Origin of the sequence: Methanohalophilus sp., assembly GCF_030156785.1 — an archaeon.
Taxonomy (GTDB): domain Archaea; phylum Halobacteriota; class Methanosarcinia; order Methanosarcinales; family Methanosarcinaceae; genus Methanohalophilus.
In genome coordinates this window covers 99,220-115,072 of sequence record NZ_JASGLW010000004.1, presented here as the reverse complement: position 1 = coordinate 115,072, position 15,853 = coordinate 99,220, and the positions used below count along the sequence as shown (strand labels likewise).

Genomic DNA, 15,853 nt, shown 5'->3' with positions numbered 1-15,853 from the left:
GTTGAGATACTAAGGCATCTATATAGTTGAAACTCCATTTCTGGATTTTCAACTATATAGACTTCTTGTTTGTCCTCTTTTAAACACAAAAAGAATGAGATCAAAATCAAACCACTGATAGTGTGTACGTATCTAACATAATACCGGCAAACAGTGGAAGTACGGTACAACTACATACAGCAAGCAGACAACCCGAAACCGCAGCAACGGAATAAGAGATGTATTTTGGAGTGTCAGCACCGAAGTATTTCAGCACTGATTCCTTAGAGAAGAGTGATGCAATGGCACCAGCCAGGAAAAAGGCCGGAACCAGGCAAAGCAATACGTGCAACGCCAGATATTCTTGGACAGATTGCAATCCGACATTTATTAGATGGAACAGATAATCTTGAGTCATGTATTTCAAATATATTGAAAACATCATATTTAAGACTTTATGTTTCAAAAATGATTGAAATAACTCTTTATATTATAAACCTCAATTAATCATTAGTAGTGATTAACAAAACCGGAGACGAAGTACATAAGCGAAGTTACAATCAATTCCACTATTTGCGGATTTGTGCATAAGGTAAGTGGAAAAAGGAAAGGAAAAAACATTATCATAGACATCGAAACTGATTGTGAGAAAATCAAGAAAATGTCACATATGGAAATACCCATGGATCAGACGCTTGACATCAAGGATAATTATGTGTTGACAAAAGCTCAGGAAGCGCAATGTTCATCTAACTGTCTTGTACCATGTGGCATATTACACGTATGCAGGTTTGAAATGGGAATTTTATCTGAGTCCTTAGCAAAGAAATCAGGTAGCATCAGTATTGAATTCAAATAACTCATTACTTTTTAGTAAGAAAAGCTTAAAATGAGTATTAAGAGGCGGCTATACATGAAAATACCAGAGCAGGTATCCAAAGAGATAGAAATGATAGGGGGCATAGACAAAATAATTGAAAACGTCCTGATGAACAATGTGAACTTACCAGACCTAGCTACTTCTAGAGCAATAACTAGTATGTCAAGAATAACACAAAATTGAAAACAACCGAAACTGACCTTCTCTTAATCTATAAATAGGATGTTTTCTCAAACTATAATAATGAAGGTTGGAGTTATTATCCATGGCCCGGAGGTTGTTGATAGCGGTAAGGCCGGATCAATTCTTTCTTTGCTTCGTTCCAAACATGAGGTTTCTGCAATTGCAGTGGGAACCATGGGGCGTGTGGCTGTAAGGGAAGCATCCCTTAAAGATGTTGACATCAGCCAGAGGCTAAAACCAAGTAAAGCAATAGAAAAACTTGCACTAACCTGTCAATATGTTCTTTTGCTGAATACAGGGAAAAGTCTTGAAAGTGGACTCTCTTTTGGACGTATTGTTTCTTCAAAAATTTCCTTGCCTTTTATCCAGATAGAAAGACCTGGCTTGGATGATGGCAAAATAATTTCATGGGGAATAGTTGGGAAAAGTTTTCTCAAACAAATATCAGTGTTACTTCAATTGCCTGTTGAAGAGAATAGTTTGGGAAAATATTCCAACATTTTTCAGGATAGAGGCAGGATCTGTCGGAAAGTTGAAAGTGTGGTTACTGGTGAACTTATAATGGTCAACGGAATTGTTGTTGGAAAGGCATTTTCCGATGAAGTTACGATCATATTTGAAAAAGGGTTTATTGTTGATATCATCGGTGCAAAGGTTCGTAAACATGGTATTGAAAAACTTCATAGCTACGATCTTCTCCTTCCGCTCGATATTCAAAACGTATGGGTAAAAAGTGGTCCCTTGCGGTGCTCGACATCCGGCATGCTTTGCAGATGTGGGGATTTTCTGAATAAAAAAGACAAGGGAGAATATTCTGTCCTTATAATAGATCACGATTCAGAAAGCATCTTTGATCGAGTTTTTGAAGGCTATGATGCAGTTATTACTGTGGGAGATGATACAACATTTGTTGCTTCAGAAATTCTTTCCGGATTTGGCATTCCTGTAATCGGAATAACCGATGGGGATCGTGATGATGTTATGGCATTTTGTCGAATACCTTGCAGATCTACAATTTTTCGCTTAAAAAGTGGAAATGATGATCGTTTTGGAAAGCTTATTTTTACAAATATATTTGGAAAAAAAGAAATCGGAAACTTTCCGTCACTTACCTTTCTTGAGAGGCAAATTCTTGATATGGCAGGAAATTTAATGGAATACACGATCTATTTCTAATTTGCTTAGTTAATAAAACACGTGTATGAAGCATCTTTTCTTTATATTAATAAGGGGAATACAGGATTAAGGCAGCCAGAAGTCAGTGACATGCATGCATTGAGCAAAAATCACTTGATTGAATACACAACAAGATAAGTAATAAAAATGCAGACCTACTAAGATGTAGAAGCCTTTCAACTCCTGTCATTGAGATTGTTGCTCATTTTGAACAGTGTGTTCGTGAGAAAAGCGAAGCACTAGTGAGAATTATTGAAAAATCAAAATCCCTTTCAAAGGAGAAGTTATCCCCCCAAGGCCACATGCAAAATTTTTATTTTGCCTGGCAGAACAACTCCGTCAAGAGGAACGCATTGACCGTCCTTTAATACTAGCACAGTTTCCGAGTTAATTCTTAGATTTAGGAGTACCTCTTCATAGGTACTCCCTTCAGAAATCTCAAGTTCACTAATTTTGTTTCCAGGTAATTCCTCAATTTTAATTTTCATATTCATTCTAGAAGTTCGGTGCTTTCGGATGCCAGATCATCAAGATTTTCCTGAATCAGTTTTTCTTCCAGTCCCTCTGTCTTCTTCATACCTTTTCTCTCAGTATCTCTTTTGTTGAATTTTGACATACAAAATCACCACATCAATATTGATTCTGTAGGATTATAATCCTTTCGAGAAACGTTTAATAACAAGGACTGCATCATCTCTGCCATGTCCTTACGTGATTTGTTACCTCAAAATATTGAATCCATAATCTTCGATTTTGATGGAGTATTAGTGGACTCTATGCCCTATCATGCAGAAGCTTGGATCAGGGCATTTGCAGAAGTTGATGTCAACATAACTGCTGACCAAATTTACGGGATAGAAGGTTCAAACCATATTGGGATAGTCAATAGGATTTTTGAAATAAATGGAAAAAAACCATCTGAAACTCTAATTAATTCAATTGCGGACAGGAAGCGTGAACTTTTTTTTGAACTTGGCAGATCGAAAGCATTTGATGGTATGCAGGAATGTTTAAAGTCACTTCATTCTAAATACAATCTTGCTTTAGTTTCAGGATCTAACAGGCAAATTGTGGATGAACTAGTTTCTAAGTTTTATCAGGGGATATTTGATGCGATTGTTTCCGGCTCAGATATATTGAGTGGTAAACCCGCCCCGGATCCATACTTAAAAGCAATGGAAATGCTGGACATATCACCGGACAAATGTGTAGTTGTTGAAAACGCACCATTAGGTGTCGAAGCTGCAAAAAATGCCGGATTATTCTGTATTGCAGTCCCAACATATGTAGATTCAAATAAGCTGAAAAATGCGGATATCATTGTTGCAGACCACAGGGAATTACTTCAATATCTCTATAGCCTGCTTTAATGAATCAAACTAATCTGACTGTTTCAAGATTTGTTAATGCACGGGTTTCAACTTTTCTTTTTCTGTAGAGGGAACTTGCAAGATCAACACATGATCTTTCATCTCCATGCTCTGTGAAAATACGTTCTGGCTGAGGACGCATTTTCTTGAAATATTCCATGAGCTGTCTTCTGTCTGAGTGACCTGAGAATCCATCTATTACTTCGACATTCATGTTCATTTCAATTGTTTCGGTTCCACCTCTTCCAGAAGAAAGAGGAATTTCTTTCCAGCCTTTCTGGATACGTCTTCCAAGAGTCCCGTCTGCTTGATATCCCACAAAAATCAGTGTATTTTTTTCACTTGGCGCAAATGCCTTGAAGTATTCAATTACTGGTCCTCCATTCATCATACCTGAGGTAGCAAGAATAACACATGGATGAGGTTCATTAATGATTTTTTGCCGCAGTTCATTAGAATCTACGGGTTTGAAACATTCAGCAAGGAACGGGTTTTGTCCTTTCTGGAAAATAAGTTTCCTTAAGTCATTGTTCAGGTATTCTGGATATGTAGCATGAATTGCTGTCGCTTCCCAGATCATTCCATCAAGGTATACGGGGATTTCATCAATAATACCCTTGCGTATGGCTTCTTCAATAACAATCATTACTTCCTGACTTCTTCCAACTGCAAAAGCAGGAATAACGACTACTCCTTCCTGCTGAATGGTGTCCCTAATCACTTGTTGTAAGTGTCTTTCAGCATCTTTGAGAGGAGGCTGAAGAGCATTTGAAGCTCCGTAAGTTGATTCGGTGATTACAGTTTCAACCCTTGGGAATTTATTCACTGCTGGATTGAAAAGTCGTGTCGGACCGTACTTGAAATCACCGGTTATGACCACATTATGCAATCCGTCACCAATGTGAAAATGTGAAATTGAAGATCCAATGATGTGTCCTGCATTATGGAAAGTCAATTTGATGTCAGGAGCTATGTCAGTAACTTCTTCATAGTCCATTACAATGGTATGTTTAAGGGCGTTCCTTACATCTGCGGAATCATAAGGAATGCGTTTTCCATCCTTTGCTGCAACATCAATATAATCAAGCTGGAGCAGCACCATCATGTCTCTGGTTGGTGGTGTGCAGTAAATGGGTCCTTCATAACCATATTTGTAAAGAAGTGGTACAAGACCTTGATGATCAAGATGTGCATGGGTAACTATAATAGCATCAAGCTGTTTGAAAGGCTGTAATTCAGGAACATATAGATACGGAGTCATATTCTCGTCAGAACCCACATTGACACCACAATCGATCATTACTTTAGACTCCGGCGTTGAGAGAACAAAACAACTTCTTCCTACTTCTCTGCACCCTCCCAATGAAGTAAGCCTTACCCACTGGTCTTTGGAAGTTGACTCCCTATGGATATTTCTTCCAATGGTTTTCAGGATTTCCTTTCTTTCTTTGTGGTTTTTCTTCATAAACTCCCGGATATTGTTTACAGTTCTGGATTTAATGGGGGGTGTACGGACAACTTTTGGTGTCCAACCAACCTGTTTTGTAATTTCCCGAAGTGTTTCTCCATGTTTTCCAATCACAAGACCGGGTTTTTCTGCTTCAATGATTACTTCTCCAACGTCCGGATCAAAATGGAAATCGGTGATCGCAGATTCTTCAGGGACATTTTTCTTAATTAGATCAATTGATTCCTCAGGAGGAATCAATACTTTAGGATCAGGTCTTACAACAATGCGTGTTCTCAGTATTTTTGCAAGATTTCTTACTATATTTCCGTCATCTGCAAATTTACGAGGTTCTTCCGTATAAATAACGAGTTGTGGACCTTCGAACTCAACTTCCGAAATACTAACGCCCTGTGGCAGGTTTGTTTCGATTTTTGTTTTTAATTGCTCGATTAAGTCTTCGATAACCATTAAAACAGCCTTCCTTTATTATGGCAGGATAAAAAATATTGACGATAAAAAGTCTTAATAAAATATGTGAGGAAGTTAGTTTAATGCCTCACGTTTTTTGTTCACATCTTCAGAACTGATTTTTTCGTATCCCTGACGTGTAATTTTTACAACATCAATATCGTTTCCAGATGCAGAATCTCTTTTCATGGCGTTGTGAAGGGCACGTATTGCCAGATCCACTCCTTCATCTACAGTCATATTATCATGATAGCGGTCTTCAAGAACTCCATATGCTATAGGTGAACCGGAACCTGTTGCTACAGCCTGAGTTTCTTCAATATTTCCTCCCAGTGCATCAAGAGAATAAATAGCAGGTCCGTTTTTGTCAATTCCTCCAATCAAAAGTTGTACCATGAAGGGGTAATATCTCTGGCCGCTGAGGATATTGGATAGCAAAGTGGTAATTCCTTTGATAGTCATTGGTTCCTGACGCCTCATTTTGTATAATTGTGCTTCCACACTTATCAGACGAACAAGCTGCTGAGCATCACCCACTGATCCTGCTGTTGTCATTCCTATAAGATCATCAATCTGATAGATCTTCTTAGCAGTTTTGCTTGCGATGAAATTTCCCATAGTTGCTCTTTTTTCAGTAGCCAAAACCACGCCGTCAGTGCAAACAATTCCTACTGTAGTTGTACCTTTTAAATGTTTATCATTATCCATCAGTATTCCTCATGACAAAAAACGAAAAAATTGATATCTGTAAACCATGCCTAGCACAGAAATGCAATATGTGATTGTTAATTTTGTTATTTAACCTTTTCCGTATTGATATTTTGAAAATAACAATTTATCCTAATTCGAAAATTGACATAAAAGGAATCCTTTATTAGGTAAAAGGAGAACAAGGCCACATAGAACGTGCGTAACACTGCACTAGATCTAGCTATCGTAATGAGGAAAAGCCTGAATTTCCAACTGTTGCTCTGTCGATTGCAGCTGTTATCGGGCTGGAATTTATTTTTCAGCAGCGTTGTGATAAATAAGTAAATTACTTTTGATAATCCAGAAAAGTGGATGTTCATTTCTATCTTATTTGGATTTTTCTTATTGCAACTTATAATCGATTGAGCATATCGGCAAATATTTATATTCTGATAGCTTTTTTGCTTTATCTTTTAAAAAGGTGATTACATGATCAGTGTCAACGAAAAGGGACTTGCTATAATCGAAGAAATGCTTGACTGGGAAGAAGAGATTAAGATTGAATCAATGCAGCTTGATAATGGAGCTACTGTAATTGATTGTGGTGTCAATGTGGAAGGTGGCTATGATGCCGGTATGTATCTTTCCCGCCTCTGTCTTGCAGATCTGGCAGAAATTACCTACACCAAATTTGATCTAGAGGGTCTCCCTGTTCCTGCTATTCAGGTTGTAACCGATCATCCGATTGTTGCATGTATGGCTTCCCAGTATGCCGGGTGGAGAATTTCGGTAGATAAGTATTTCGGAATGGGCTCCGGTCCCGCCCGTGCTCTTGGTCTTAAGCCAAAGGAACTCTACGAGGAAATCGGCTACAAAGACGATTCCGAAGCCGCTGTTCTTGTAATGGAATCAAGTGCACTTCCTGATGAGGATGTTGTTGAATATATTGCAAAACACTGCAGCGTTGATCCTGAAAATGTTTACATTGCTGTTGCGCCAACAGCCTCAATCGCAGGTTCTGTGCAGATTTCTGCCCGTATAGTGGAAACCGGTATTCACAAGCTTGAATCCATTGGATTTGATATTAATTCCATCAAGAGTGGTTTTGGTGTAGCCCCAATAGCACCTGTTGTTGGAGACGACACTAAATGCATGGGTTCAACAAATGACTGTGTCATCTACTGTGGCGAAACCTATTATACCGTAGATTATGGACAGGATGATCTTGAAGATTTTGTCAGGAAAGCACCTTCAACTACATCAAAAGACTTTGGCAAACCATTCTTTACAACCTTTAAGGAAGCTAACTTTGATTTCTTCAAAGTTGACGCGGGAATGTTTGCACCTGCAAAAATCACAATTAACGATGTTGCCACCCAGAAATCATACACTTCGGGACGCATCAATCCACCAATTCTTCTCGAATCTTTTGGAATTAAGGAGGTATGACCTCCTTCTTTTTCTTTTATTTGAGGTGATTGCAATAAACGTTATTGAAACCTCTGAAGGCATCGGGGGAATGCTTCGTGGAATTGCCCGTGTTACCCGGGATTCCAAAAAAGTAATTTTTGTTGGCACTGCAGGTTTTTGCACCCCCATTTGCTGAGCTTGCAGCTTATGCTATGCGCAATAACCCTTCAGAAATTGGTTTTGTCGTAAATGACAATATTGATGGAATAAGAGCCATAATTCCGACAGATTACGGAATGCAAATAGGTGAGCCTATTGACTATCATGCTGATACCGTCGTACTTTTAGGCGGTCTTTCAATACCAAAAATCGGAATTGAAGTCGGGAATGTCAAAAAGCTATAAAATATTTGAAGGTTCTGACAGAAAATTGCTAATCGGGATCTGCTTCCAATCGATGTTTGAAGTTTGCAAATGGACAGAAAAACTTGAATTTGATTATCTTTTTGATGCGAATATATCTGCATCTCTTAAAGAAAAATAATTCATTCTATTCTGGCGTCTATGACTGCATGCCAGACACCAGGGGAATATTTCTTTATACGGCGGTATTCAAGAATTTTCACCATTTTCCCTTTATTTGATGCAGCTTCCATAATTCTGGATATGGGTCTTTCAGGAAATATCTTTTCAGGCACTGATTCATGATAATGTATTATTCCGCCTTCTCTTTTTAACGCAGAAATAGCGGTTTCCAAATATTCATGTGTGTTCCCAATATATCCCATCAGTACTCTGTCAGCCACAGCTTTAGGTGTTTTTTCCATGCAATCACCCAATATAGGTTCTACAATGTCTTCCACTCTGTTTAACCTGATGTTTTCCAGAAGATATGAGTACGATTCAGAATTCAATTCTATTGCATAAATTTTTTCAGGTCTTGCATGTACGGCGATGGGTATTGTAAAATACCCAATTCCTGCAAACATGTCCACAATAGTTTCACCTGTTCCAAGTTTGCGCATGTATTTTTTTTCATAAAGATTTCCTTTTGAATACATGACCTTTGTCACATCGAGTTTAAAGACACAACCATTCTCCCTGTGGACAGTCTCTGTAACATCTCCGGCAATAATTTCCCTTGCCGGTTGGCGTAGTTTTCCTTTAATTCCCTTGTCGTTAACCACGCAACTACATGAGGGATACATCTTCAAGAGCTCTTCTCCAATAACAGGTTTAAGGGATGCTATATTCTCAGGAATCGTAATGACAATAACTTTGCCTATCACCTGCCATCCGGAAGGCACATATTTGAGCTGGTCCGGAGCTACTATTTCCTCCAGTCTTTCTTTTAGATTTCTGAATTTAAAATAATATTCAGGGTTTTTCTGGTGAATGAGATCGTAGCCATCCACTTCTCTCAAAACAGGCACTTCAACAAAATTCAGATTCGAAGAAATCCGCATTTTCCGACTTCTATCGAGCAGATTATTCTGGATCAGATGCATGCGTACTTCTTCTGCTTTTTCACGGCGGACAAGTATTGCCTTGTTATTTTTTATCTGAATCATGGGTTTTTCCTGCAATTTATTAAAATCTTGACAAAGGTTTGTAGATTTGCTATCCAATTATTTTTCTGCATGAAGTCAAGCAACCATACAACCATACTACCCTTTTTTGCCACGAATCGTGCATGAATCGCTATAAATGGAGAAGTAAAACATCAAATACTTGAATTTTTGCAGGCAAAATCCAGACCATTTGATGAAATTCTATTGAAAAGCCAAATATACTAAATACATTGCCTGCTCAAGGGATCCGCTTAAGTCCCTCTTATTACACCCATATCTGAATTCAGGAGCGGGCCGATTTCAGCAACAATTCCGGGTCCGTCTGTTCCTTCTTTGCAAACAACAACATTTTCAAAAAGCCCAAGTTTCTCAACACCCAGGATATCTCTTCCATGACCTGTTTTCTTGATTGCAGCCTTAATTTTTGAACGGGTGGAAGAATTGATTACTACCCTATCCATTGGTGACTTTTTCCATTTCCACAACATATCAACGGTTTCAGCTGCAAATTCCAGAATATTGCCTTCTTTTGCGAGCTGGACTTTTACAGGAAAATATGGTATAAGGCCGAATCGAGTTGCGACCTGTTTTGCATTTCCTGTCCCTAAATTTTTGAGATTCTTTCTAGGGATACTCATTATCTTTCCGATATCTACAAGAATTTTGTCTTCTTCAACGGACTTTATGTATCCATTATAAACAATTCCGGCTTCAGCTTTTTTTGCAGGAGAACCATATTTTGTTTTCAGGAAATTAAGTGCAAATTTTGCATCTTCCCCGTCAATCCGAACTTCTAACCATCCGCTTTTATCAACATCTACCTCCAAACTTGCTTCCAGATCTTCAAGCTCTGCTGATAAAAACCTTTTAGCAGAAATCAGTGATTGTTGAAAATTTGTATAAACAAAAATACTAAGACAGGCTTTTTCCATATTAGCAGCCTCATCAATCTCTCTTGATTATAGAATTGAAAACATTTGCAGTATCGCTATAAGCTATCAATACTTCGTCATGAATAGGTTCTTCTGAATTTTCTATCATGTTCCCAACGAGTGCCACTTCCCTGCTGAAAGGACCAAGTTTCCTTTTTATTTTTTCATCATCAGCATTTGTCCTGACAAGCTCAGCGTAGTTCCTATCTATCTTTGTACGAAGTTCCCGGATTTTTCCAAGAATTCTTTTTGATTCCTCATTGAGACTATATTTTGCAGTATTTTCTTCTGCTTGAATAGCTGTAAGGTATTCCTGTGGAAGGGTGTCCTTAAGGGAAATAATCAGTTGTTTTAATGCATCAACCACTTCCAAACCATACTTTGTAAGCTCAACGTATTTTATTCTTCCATCTACCGTAAATCGGACAAGTCCAAGTTCCTCCATCTTGGATAATATCTTTGTTGTATGGGCAAAAGTAGAGTTAATCTCCTTGGCAACTATTGATGCATATGTTCTCTTGTGAGACCAGATTGCCAGTATTGCAAGGGTGGGTTTCCCCTGTAAAAAGATATTGTCCGTATTCTGTTTGCTCATTAGCCACTCACCTGAAAAATAACAAGTCTTTATTAGGGGGATAACCCATGATATTATTTAATATATATTTGTCGAAATTTGTCTGGTTATAAGTTATGGCTTTGTATAAATCCTCACCCAAGCTAAGCATGGAATCTTGATAGATCTGTCAGGATTGCGTGTATCCATACTTTTAATTTTACTTCTTTATTGATATCAATATCTTCTTGCACAGAGAGTTTTTCCATACTATTTTTGTCATTAAATAAGAGATTTAAAGGAGTTTTAGAGTTTTAATCTGGAACAAAACACAATCATCCTTTCGTGTTTATGGAACGTACACATGAGATTTTTTTATTATAAAAATAATAGACGGTTAACTTGAACTAAGGGAAAAGAATATTTCCACTATTTATCAATAAAAAAACCATAAGTATTATGCATAATCATGCGTAACATGAATGTCCAAGAAGCGGCATGCTGGATTACTTTGAAGATTATTAGAGGTGCATTTGATATCTCTCAACAAAATATTTAATGATACTTATATAATCATTGATGATTGGAATTTGTGACTTAACATCGAAAAATAGAACTGGACGATTACGTCATAAGATGCTATTTACCAACTACCCTTCAAAGGATGCAGCATGCAAACATTGGATTTGTAAATATAAACGAAAAGGAATTTCTAAAAAGGTGATTTGATGATTAATCATTTTGAGTATTATCTTATGGAAGATTGTCCTTATGGTGATTAAACAACTGAACTGCTTGGAATCAACGGTCAAGGAACACTCAGTATCATCTCGAGAGAAAATGGTGTAGCTGCCTGTAACGACGATCTTGCTGAATTTTACAAAACCCATGGTATTGAGATAAAATCGTACATAGAAAATGGGGTTCCCTTTGAACCGGACACCACAGTATTTTCAGCATCTGGTGATCTCAAAACACTTTTTAAACTCTGGCGCATATCCCAAACATTTCTTTCAATGGTCTGTGCAATTGCAGGGAAGACTCGGGAAATGGTTGAAGCTGCGAAAGCAGCCAATCCTGATGTGCTTGTTGCAACAAGCAGAAAAACACATCCAGGTTTTAGAAAATATGAATTAAAGGCAGTGAAAGCCGGAGGAGGAACACATCATCGTAATTCACTGAGCGATTCCATACTGGTAACACAAAACCATTTTGATGTAGTGTTTTGATAAACTCGGTGCACTCAAAAAAGTGGAGATTGAACCAAGAAATGAAGAAGAAGCTTTCAAGTATGCAAAAATTGCCGATCTGCTTCTTTTGGATCATTATTCTCCAGAAGGTTTAAAGAAGATTGTTCCCAGCCTCAAAGAAATTAACCCATATCTTGAAATTGCAGTTGGAGGAATCAAGGCAAAAGATGTGGCAGCATATGCTCCTCATGTAGATGTAATTGTGACTACGGCACCTTATTATGCTATGCCTCTTGACATGACTACTAAAATAAGTAAGATATAAGAATATTAGTGAGCATTGGAATTAATCTATTCCATGCTCACTCTGAGTGAAATTCAGACGTTCTTAAACCAACTTGTCTTTTTCCTTTGATCTTTTTTCCAAGATCTCAATGGCAAGATCCCTCAGTTTGAACTTCTGCACTTTCCCGCTGGCAGTAAGGGGAAACTCATCTAGGAAGAATACATGCTTTGGCACTTTGTAACGTGCAATCCGTGATAGACAATAGTCTCTTACATCCTCTTCGGTAATATCGCAACCTTCGTTAGGTATTATAAAAGCTCCGACTATTTCACCATATTTTTCATCAGGAATACCCACAACCTGTACATTCTTGACTTCAGGCATGGTGAAAAGAAAATCCTCTATCTCCTTTGGATAGATGTTCTCACCGCCACGGATAATCATGTCCTTTATGCGTCCGGTTATAGTGTAATAGCCATCCTCATCAACTGATGCGAGATCTCCGCTATGCAACCACCCCTCTTCATCAATTGCCAGTGCCGTCATTTCAGGCATTTTGTAATAACCTTTCATTACATTGTAGCCACGGCAGCAAATCTCTCCGGATTCATTAGGACCAACGGTATTTCCAGTATCGGGATCAACGATCTTTACTTCTATTTCAGGCATAGCTGTACCCACCGTACTCACGCGACGTTCAATTGTGTCATCGATACTTGTTTGGGTTATAACCGGAGATGCTTCAGTAAGTCCATAAGCAATAGTAATGTCTTTACAATGCATTTCATTTATAATACGTTTCATCGCCTCAATTGGACAAGGCGATCCTGCCATAATACCGGTCCTCAATGAAGAAAGATCAAACATATTAAACATCGGATGATTGAACTCTGCAATAAACATTGTAGGAACGCCATATAATGCTGTACACTTCTCTTTCTGTACCGCAGCAAGCACCATCAAGGGATCGAAACGTTCAATCATAACCAAGGTCCCACCATGGGTAAGAATTGCAAGAACACCCAAAACTATCCCAAAACAATGGAAAAGCGGTACAGGAAGACAAAGCCTGTCTTCTTTGGTAAATTTCTGTCTTTCCCCGATGTAGTAAGCGTTGTTAAGAATATTGTAGTGAGTGAGCATTACACCTTTAGGAAACCCTGTGGTTCCGGATGTGTATTGCATGTTTATCACATCATGGGCATCAAGTCTTTTCATTATTTTTCTTAAATTCTCATCATTTCCATGTTTTCCCAGTAGTAAGAGTTCACTGGTATTGTACATGCCCCTGTGTTTTTCCTGCCCGATAAAAATTACACTTTTTAAGTGAGGGAATTTGTCATTTTTGATGTGTCCACGTTTCTGAGTCTTCAATTCCGGAACAAGTTCATAGAGTGTTTCAATATAGTTTACATCACGGAAACCGTCAATTATGGCAATTGATTTCAGATCTGCATGCTTCATCAAATATTCTACTTCATGTATTTTGTATGCTGTATTGATAGTAACCAAAACTACACCTATCTTTGAGGTAGCAAACATGAAAGTTAGCCAGTCAGGCACGTTAGTTGCCCAGATACCCAGATGGTCGCCTTTTTGAATACCGATCTCAAGTAGACCCTTTGCCAGTAAATTGACACGTTCATTGAATTCTTTATATGTAAACCTGAGGTCCCTATCTGGATAGATAATGAAATCCCGCTCAGGATCTTTCATTACCTGTTTCTCAAAAAAATCGCCAATAGTATCATTTGTAAATGGCATAATAGATTATCTCCCAACAACATCATTTGTAAATTTGAGTATCTTCCTGAAAATGCTCTTCTAATGCTTTCCTTATATCATCGGGTATTGGCATAGACCTCTTGTTGATAAAATCATAATGAACTAGCACGGACCTGCCGATTGCACAGATTTTATCGTCTTGCCATGCTTCCTGCGTAACTGTGAAGGAAGATTTTCCTATTTTAGATACATAACTTATAATTGTGACATCCGATCCATAGATCATTTCACACAAATAATCATACTGGGTCCTTGCCATGATTAGTTTCCATTTTTCATAGCTTAAATCAAGGTCAGGAGTAAACAATCTGAATATGGGATTCCGTGACTGTTCAAACCATATCGCAATGGCAATATTGTTAGCATGTTTTAGTCCGTCAATATCGCCAAATCTGGGAGTAACAGTTGTTTTGAACATGTTGATCTTCTTTTTTCAGTAAGGTGTATATACAACTGCCAAAATCCTTGCATCCTCACAACCACATGCATGTACATGATGCGGAACTATGGAGTTGTAATATATGCTGTCGTTAGTTGATAATTCGAAGCTGTCCTTTCCATAAAGAACCTCTATGCTGCCACTGAGCACATAAATGAACTCTTCACCTTCATGAGATGATGGTTTTGATTTGCATGATTTCTGAGAATGTACATCTATTATGAAGGGCTCCATGTGCCGATCGGCTTTGTTAGCAGCAAGCGAGAAGAATTCAAGGACACTTTTCTCAGACGTGTCACAGTTTCCAGAGAAACGTACTATTTTGTTTGAACTTCCATCTCTTACAATCACAGGATCTGCATGTGGTATATCATCAAGGAATGTTCCCAGACGTACACCCAATGCCCTTGCTATCTGCATTAATGGTGCAAGTGAAGGTACAAGAGCTCCATCCTCTAACTGCTTTATCAATTCAGGGTTTGTATTGCTATTATTTGCCAGTTCTTCCACAGACATTTGGTGCATCTCACGTAGCTGGCGTATCTTGTTCCCCAACATGTTTTTTTCTACCATATCTTATCCTCTTGTTGACATTGTCAAACTTGCTTTTAATTAATATTAAAAAAGCTTTCCGATTTAAAATCAAACCACATTTTAAGATTATTATTATATTTTTTGCATTTATTAAATACAAAACAAATTAAAATGGAAGGTAATCTAACTACCAACAAGGATCTATCTGCTGATTAGAGATACAGGAAGCCTGATCTTTTCATAAATCTTAAACATACATTTTTGTTAAATTTATGAAGTATGAATTCATTTATGTTATAAGTTACCATGAAGCGGACTGACATGTATCTCACATACTTAATATAGGTAATAAAATTACTAAAAATGACAAGAGCTTGAAATTCAATGAGGCAGGGCTGAAAATGCAGGAAAAAATAAAAGAAATTGCTTTACGTATTAAAGAATTACGTGAATTATCTGGAACTAGTCAAGAAGAGATGGCTTCGTTTCTCGATATATCTGTAGAAGATTATCGCAAATATGAATCAGGGGAACTTGATCTCCCTGTAAGCATACTTTTTGAAATTGCACATCAACTTAAAGTTGATATGACAGTGCTTCTTACCGGCGAAGATCCGAGGATGGATATTTTTGCTATCACACGTAAGGGAGAAGGAGTAAATGTGGAACGAAGGAGACAATATAAATATGAAGCACTTGCACCAAATTTTATTCATAAAAAAGCAGAACCTTTTCTGGTTACAGTTGAACCTCAATCAGGCGAACAAACCACTCCCAATTCCCACCCAGGTCAAGAATTTGATTATGTTCTTGAAGGAACCTTAAAGGTTATCATTCATGATAATGAGATTATTCTCCACGAGGGAGATTCTATATATTTCGATTCTAGTTACAGTCATTCAATGCAGGTTATTGGTAATAAACCTGTCAGATTCCTTGCCATAATCTTCTAAAATTT

The 15,853-nt window shown here is 37.8% G+C and carries 22 protein-coding genes and 1 pseudogene; 12 read left to right on the top strand and 11 right to left on the bottom strand.

Annotated elements, in window-relative coordinates; translation table 11 throughout:
* Nucleotides 1–106: 106 nt before the first annotated feature.
* Nucleotides 107–322 (bottom strand): permease, encoded by a 216-nt coding sequence (locus PWQ49_RS03495; protein ID WP_300607871.1) that lies wholly within the window; start codon nt 320–322, stop codon nt 107–109.
* On the opposite strand from PWQ49_RS03495, the gene PWQ49_RS03490 reads away from it, so the two are divergent.
* The 4 genes from PWQ49_RS03490 to PWQ49_RS03475 are packed head-to-tail and all read left to right on the top strand — an operon-like array spanning nt 277 to nt 2,218.
* Nucleotides 277–486: a hypothetical protein gene (locus tag PWQ49_RS03490; RefSeq protein WP_300607956.1), complete on the top strand. Its 210-nt coding sequence runs from the start codon at nt 277–279 to the stop codon at nt 484–486. The two genes, PWQ49_RS03495 and PWQ49_RS03490, sit on opposite strands and share 46 nt — an antisense overlap.
* A gap of 37 nt (nt 487–523) precedes the next feature.
* Nucleotides 524–838 (top strand): hypothetical protein, encoded by a 315-nt coding sequence (locus PWQ49_RS03485; protein ID WP_300607950.1) that lies wholly within the window; start codon nt 524–526, stop codon nt 836–838.
* A 54-nt stretch (nt 839–892) separates the two neighbouring features.
* Nucleotides 893–1,042, top strand: a complete 150-nt coding sequence (locus tag PWQ49_RS03480; RefSeq protein ID WP_300607869.1) for a hypothetical protein — start codon at nt 893–895, stop codon at nt 1,040–1,042.
* Nucleotides 1,043–1,102: 60 nt separating this feature from the next.
* Nucleotides 1,103–2,218: a DUF2117 domain-containing protein gene (locus PWQ49_RS03475; RefSeq protein WP_300607866.1), complete on the top strand. Its 1,116-nt coding sequence runs from the start codon at nt 1,103–1,105 to the stop codon at nt 2,216–2,218.
* A 284-nt stretch (nt 2,219–2,502) separates the two neighbouring features.
* Here the strand turns inward: PWQ49_RS03475 and PWQ49_RS03470 are convergent, their stop codons facing one another.
* Nucleotides 2,503–2,706, bottom strand: coding sequence for a hypothetical protein (locus tag PWQ49_RS03470; RefSeq protein WP_300607863.1), 204 nt, complete (start codon nt 2,704–2,706; stop codon nt 2,503–2,505).
* Between the two features lie 2 nt (nt 2,707–2,708).
* Nucleotides 2,709–2,834, bottom strand: coding sequence for a hypothetical protein (locus PWQ49_RS03465; RefSeq protein ID WP_300607860.1), 126 nt, complete (start codon nt 2,832–2,834; stop codon nt 2,709–2,711).
* Between the two features lie 85 nt (nt 2,835–2,919).
* Here PWQ49_RS03465 and PWQ49_RS03460 point away from each other — a divergent pair, with 85 nt between their 5' ends.
* Nucleotides 2,920–3,588, top strand: a complete 669-nt coding sequence (locus tag PWQ49_RS03460) for an HAD family phosphatase (protein ID WP_300607857.1) — start codon at nt 2,920–2,922, stop codon at nt 3,586–3,588.
* A 4-nt stretch (nt 3,589–3,592) separates the two neighbouring features.
* On the opposite strand, the gene PWQ49_RS03455 is transcribed toward PWQ49_RS03460, so the two are convergent.
* On the bottom strand, nt 3,593–5,506 hold the full coding sequence (locus PWQ49_RS03455; protein ID WP_300607854.1) for a beta-CASP ribonuclease aCPSF1: 1,914 nt from the start codon (nt 5,504–5,506) through the stop codon (nt 3,593–3,595).
* A gap of 75 nt (nt 5,507–5,581) precedes the next feature.
* Nucleotides 5,582–6,214: an archaeal proteasome endopeptidase complex subunit beta gene (psmB, locus tag PWQ49_RS03450; RefSeq protein WP_300607851.1), complete on the bottom strand. Its 633-nt coding sequence runs from the start codon at nt 6,212–6,214 to the stop codon at nt 5,582–5,584.
* 471 nt (nt 6,215–6,685) lie between these two features.
* Between psmB and mch the strand changes: the two genes are divergently transcribed.
* The 3 genes from mch (at nt 6,686) to PWQ49_RS03435 (ending at nt 8,149) form a co-directional block, all read left to right on the top strand.
* Nucleotides 6,686–7,645, top strand: a complete 960-nt coding sequence (gene mch / locus PWQ49_RS03445) for a methenyltetrahydromethanopterin cyclohydrolase (RefSeq protein WP_300607848.1) — start codon at nt 6,686–6,688, stop codon at nt 7,643–7,645.
* Between the two features lie 122 nt (nt 7,646–7,767).
* Nucleotides 7,768–8,010 (top strand): DUF2124 family protein, encoded by a 243-nt coding sequence (locus tag PWQ49_RS03440; protein WP_300607845.1) that lies wholly within the window; start codon nt 7,768–7,770, stop codon nt 8,008–8,010.
* Entirely contained in the window at nt 7,994–8,149 is a 156-nt protein-coding gene (locus tag PWQ49_RS03435) for a DUF2124 family protein (RefSeq protein WP_300607842.1), read from the top strand. The genes PWQ49_RS03440 and PWQ49_RS03435 overlap by 17 nt, the downstream gene beginning before the upstream one ends.
* A gap of 1 nt (nt 8,150) precedes the next feature.
* On the opposite strand, the gene PWQ49_RS03430 is transcribed toward PWQ49_RS03435, so the two are convergent.
* From PWQ49_RS03430 to PWQ49_RS03420, 3 genes are all read right to left on the bottom strand, one after another.
* Nucleotides 8,151–9,176 (bottom strand): class I SAM-dependent methyltransferase family protein, encoded by a 1,026-nt coding sequence (locus PWQ49_RS03430; RefSeq protein ID WP_300607839.1) that lies wholly within the window; start codon nt 9,174–9,176, stop codon nt 8,151–8,153.
* Between the two features lie 251 nt (nt 9,177–9,427).
* Complete coding sequence (locus tag PWQ49_RS03425) at nt 9,428–10,108, bottom strand: DUF2110 family protein (protein ID WP_300607836.1); 681 nt, start codon at nt 10,106–10,108, stop codon at nt 9,428–9,430.
* Between the two features lie 13 nt (nt 10,109–10,121).
* Entirely contained in the window at nt 10,122–10,703 is a 582-nt protein-coding gene (locus PWQ49_RS03420) for a MarR family transcriptional regulator (protein ID WP_300607833.1), read from the bottom strand.
* Nucleotides 10,704–11,452: 749 nt separating this feature from the next.
* Here PWQ49_RS03420 and PWQ49_RS08290 point away from each other — a divergent pair.
* The 3 genes and pseudogenes from PWQ49_RS08290 to PWQ49_RS08280 form a co-directional block, all read left to right on the top strand.
* A pseudogene (locus PWQ49_RS08290) lies at nt 11,453–11,626 on the top strand (nicotinate-nucleotide pyrophosphorylase); the annotation flags it as partial.
* Between the two features lie 51 nt (nt 11,627–11,677).
* On the top strand, nt 11,678–11,890 hold the full coding sequence (locus PWQ49_RS08285; RefSeq protein WP_363321802.1) for a hypothetical protein: 213 nt from the start codon (nt 11,678–11,680) through the stop codon (nt 11,888–11,890).
* A gap of 22 nt (nt 11,891–11,912) precedes the next feature.
* Nucleotides 11,913–12,176 (top strand): hypothetical protein, encoded by a 264-nt coding sequence (locus tag PWQ49_RS08280; protein ID WP_363321801.1) that lies wholly within the window; start codon nt 11,913–11,915, stop codon nt 12,174–12,176.
* Between the two features lie 63 nt (nt 12,177–12,239).
* On the opposite strand, the gene PWQ49_RS03410 is transcribed toward PWQ49_RS08280, so the two are convergent.
* From PWQ49_RS03410 to PWQ49_RS03400, 3 genes are read right to left on the bottom strand one after another with little or no spacing between them, the layout of a single operon-like run.
* The gene (locus tag PWQ49_RS03410; protein WP_300607830.1) at nt 12,240–13,901 is read right to left on the bottom strand and encodes an AMP-binding protein; all 1,662 of its coding nucleotides are present in this window, start codon (nt 13,899–13,901) and stop codon (nt 12,240–12,242) included.
* A 22-nt stretch (nt 13,902–13,923) separates the two neighbouring features.
* A complete protein-coding gene (locus tag PWQ49_RS03405) occupies nt 13,924–14,340 on the bottom strand; it encodes a thioesterase family protein (RefSeq protein WP_300607828.1) in 417 nt (138 codons plus the stop codon).
* Nucleotides 14,341–14,355: 15 nt separating this feature from the next.
* The gene (locus tag PWQ49_RS03400; protein WP_300607825.1) at nt 14,356–14,934 is read right to left on the bottom strand and encodes a cupin domain-containing protein; all 579 of its coding nucleotides are present in this window, start codon (nt 14,932–14,934) and stop codon (nt 14,356–14,358) included.
* 362 nt (nt 14,935–15,296) lie between these two features.
* Here PWQ49_RS03400 and PWQ49_RS03395 point away from each other — a divergent pair, with 362 nt between their 5' ends.
* The gene (locus tag PWQ49_RS03395; protein WP_300607822.1) at nt 15,297–15,848 is read left to right on the top strand and encodes a cupin domain-containing protein; all 552 of its coding nucleotides are present in this window, start codon (nt 15,297–15,299) and stop codon (nt 15,846–15,848) included.
* Nucleotides 15,849–15,853: the final 5 nt, after the last annotated feature.

What these genes read in the sequence shown, in the direction of transcription:
- PWQ49_RS03490 (WP_300607956.1), top strand. Translation starts at nt 277, where the DNA reads ATGCAATGGCACCAGCCAGGAAAAAGGCCGGAACCAGGCAAAGCAATA.
- PWQ49_RS03480 (WP_300607869.1), top strand. Translation starts at nt 893, where the DNA reads ATGAAAATACCAGAGCAGGTATCCAAAGAGATAGAAATGATAGGGGGC.
- PWQ49_RS03475 (WP_300607866.1), top strand. Translation starts at nt 1,103, where the DNA reads ATGAAGGTTGGAGTTATTATCCATGGCCCGGAGGTTGTTGATAGCGGT.
- PWQ49_RS03470 (WP_300607863.1), bottom strand. Translation starts at nt 2,706, where the DNA reads ATGAAAATTAAAATTGAGGAATTACCTGGAAACAAAATTAGTGAACTT.
- PWQ49_RS03465 (WP_300607860.1), bottom strand. Translation starts at nt 2,834, where the DNA reads ATGTCAAAATTCAACAAAAGAGATACTGAGAGAAAAGGTATGAAGAAG.
- PWQ49_RS03460 (WP_300607857.1), top strand. Translation starts at nt 2,920, where the DNA reads ATGTCCTTACGTGATTTGTTACCTCAAAATATTGAATCCATAATCTTC.
- PWQ49_RS03455 (WP_300607854.1), bottom strand. Translation starts at nt 5,506, where the DNA reads ATGGTTATCGAAGACTTAATCGAGCAATTAAAAACAAAAATCGAAACA.
- psmB (WP_300607851.1), bottom strand. Translation starts at nt 6,214, where the DNA reads ATGGATAATGATAAACATTTAAAAGGTACAACTACAGTAGGAATTGTT.
- mch (WP_300607848.1), top strand. Translation starts at nt 6,686, where the DNA reads ATGATCAGTGTCAACGAAAAGGGACTTGCTATAATCGAAGAAATGCTT.
- PWQ49_RS03435 (WP_300607842.1), top strand. Translation starts at nt 7,994, where the DNA reads ATGTCAAAAAGCTATAAAATATTTGAAGGTTCTGACAGAAAATTGCTA.
- PWQ49_RS03430 (WP_300607839.1), bottom strand. Translation starts at nt 9,176, where the DNA reads ATGATTCAGATAAAAAATAACAAGGCAATACTTGTCCGCCGTGAAAAA.
- PWQ49_RS03425 (WP_300607836.1), bottom strand. Translation starts at nt 10,108, where the DNA reads ATGGAAAAAGCCTGTCTTAGTATTTTTGTTTATACAAATTTTCAACAA.
- PWQ49_RS03420 (WP_300607833.1), bottom strand. Translation starts at nt 10,703, where the DNA reads ATGAGCAAACAGAATACGGACAATATCTTTTTACAGGGGAAACCCACC.
- PWQ49_RS08285 (WP_363321802.1), top strand. Translation starts at nt 11,678, where the DNA reads ATGGTCTGTGCAATTGCAGGGAAGACTCGGGAAATGGTTGAAGCTGCG.
- PWQ49_RS03410 (WP_300607830.1), bottom strand. Translation starts at nt 13,901, where the DNA reads ATGCCATTTACAAATGATACTATTGGCGATTTTTTTGAGAAACAGGTA.
- PWQ49_RS03405 (WP_300607828.1), bottom strand. Translation starts at nt 14,340, where the DNA reads ATGTTCAAAACAACTGTTACTCCCAGATTTGGCGATATTGACGGACTA.
- PWQ49_RS03400 (WP_300607825.1), bottom strand. Translation starts at nt 14,934, where the DNA reads ATGGTAGAAAAAAACATGTTGGGGAACAAGATACGCCAGCTACGTGAG.
- PWQ49_RS03395 (WP_300607822.1), top strand. Translation starts at nt 15,297, where the DNA reads ATGCAGGAAAAAATAAAAGAAATTGCTTTACGTATTAAAGAATTACGT.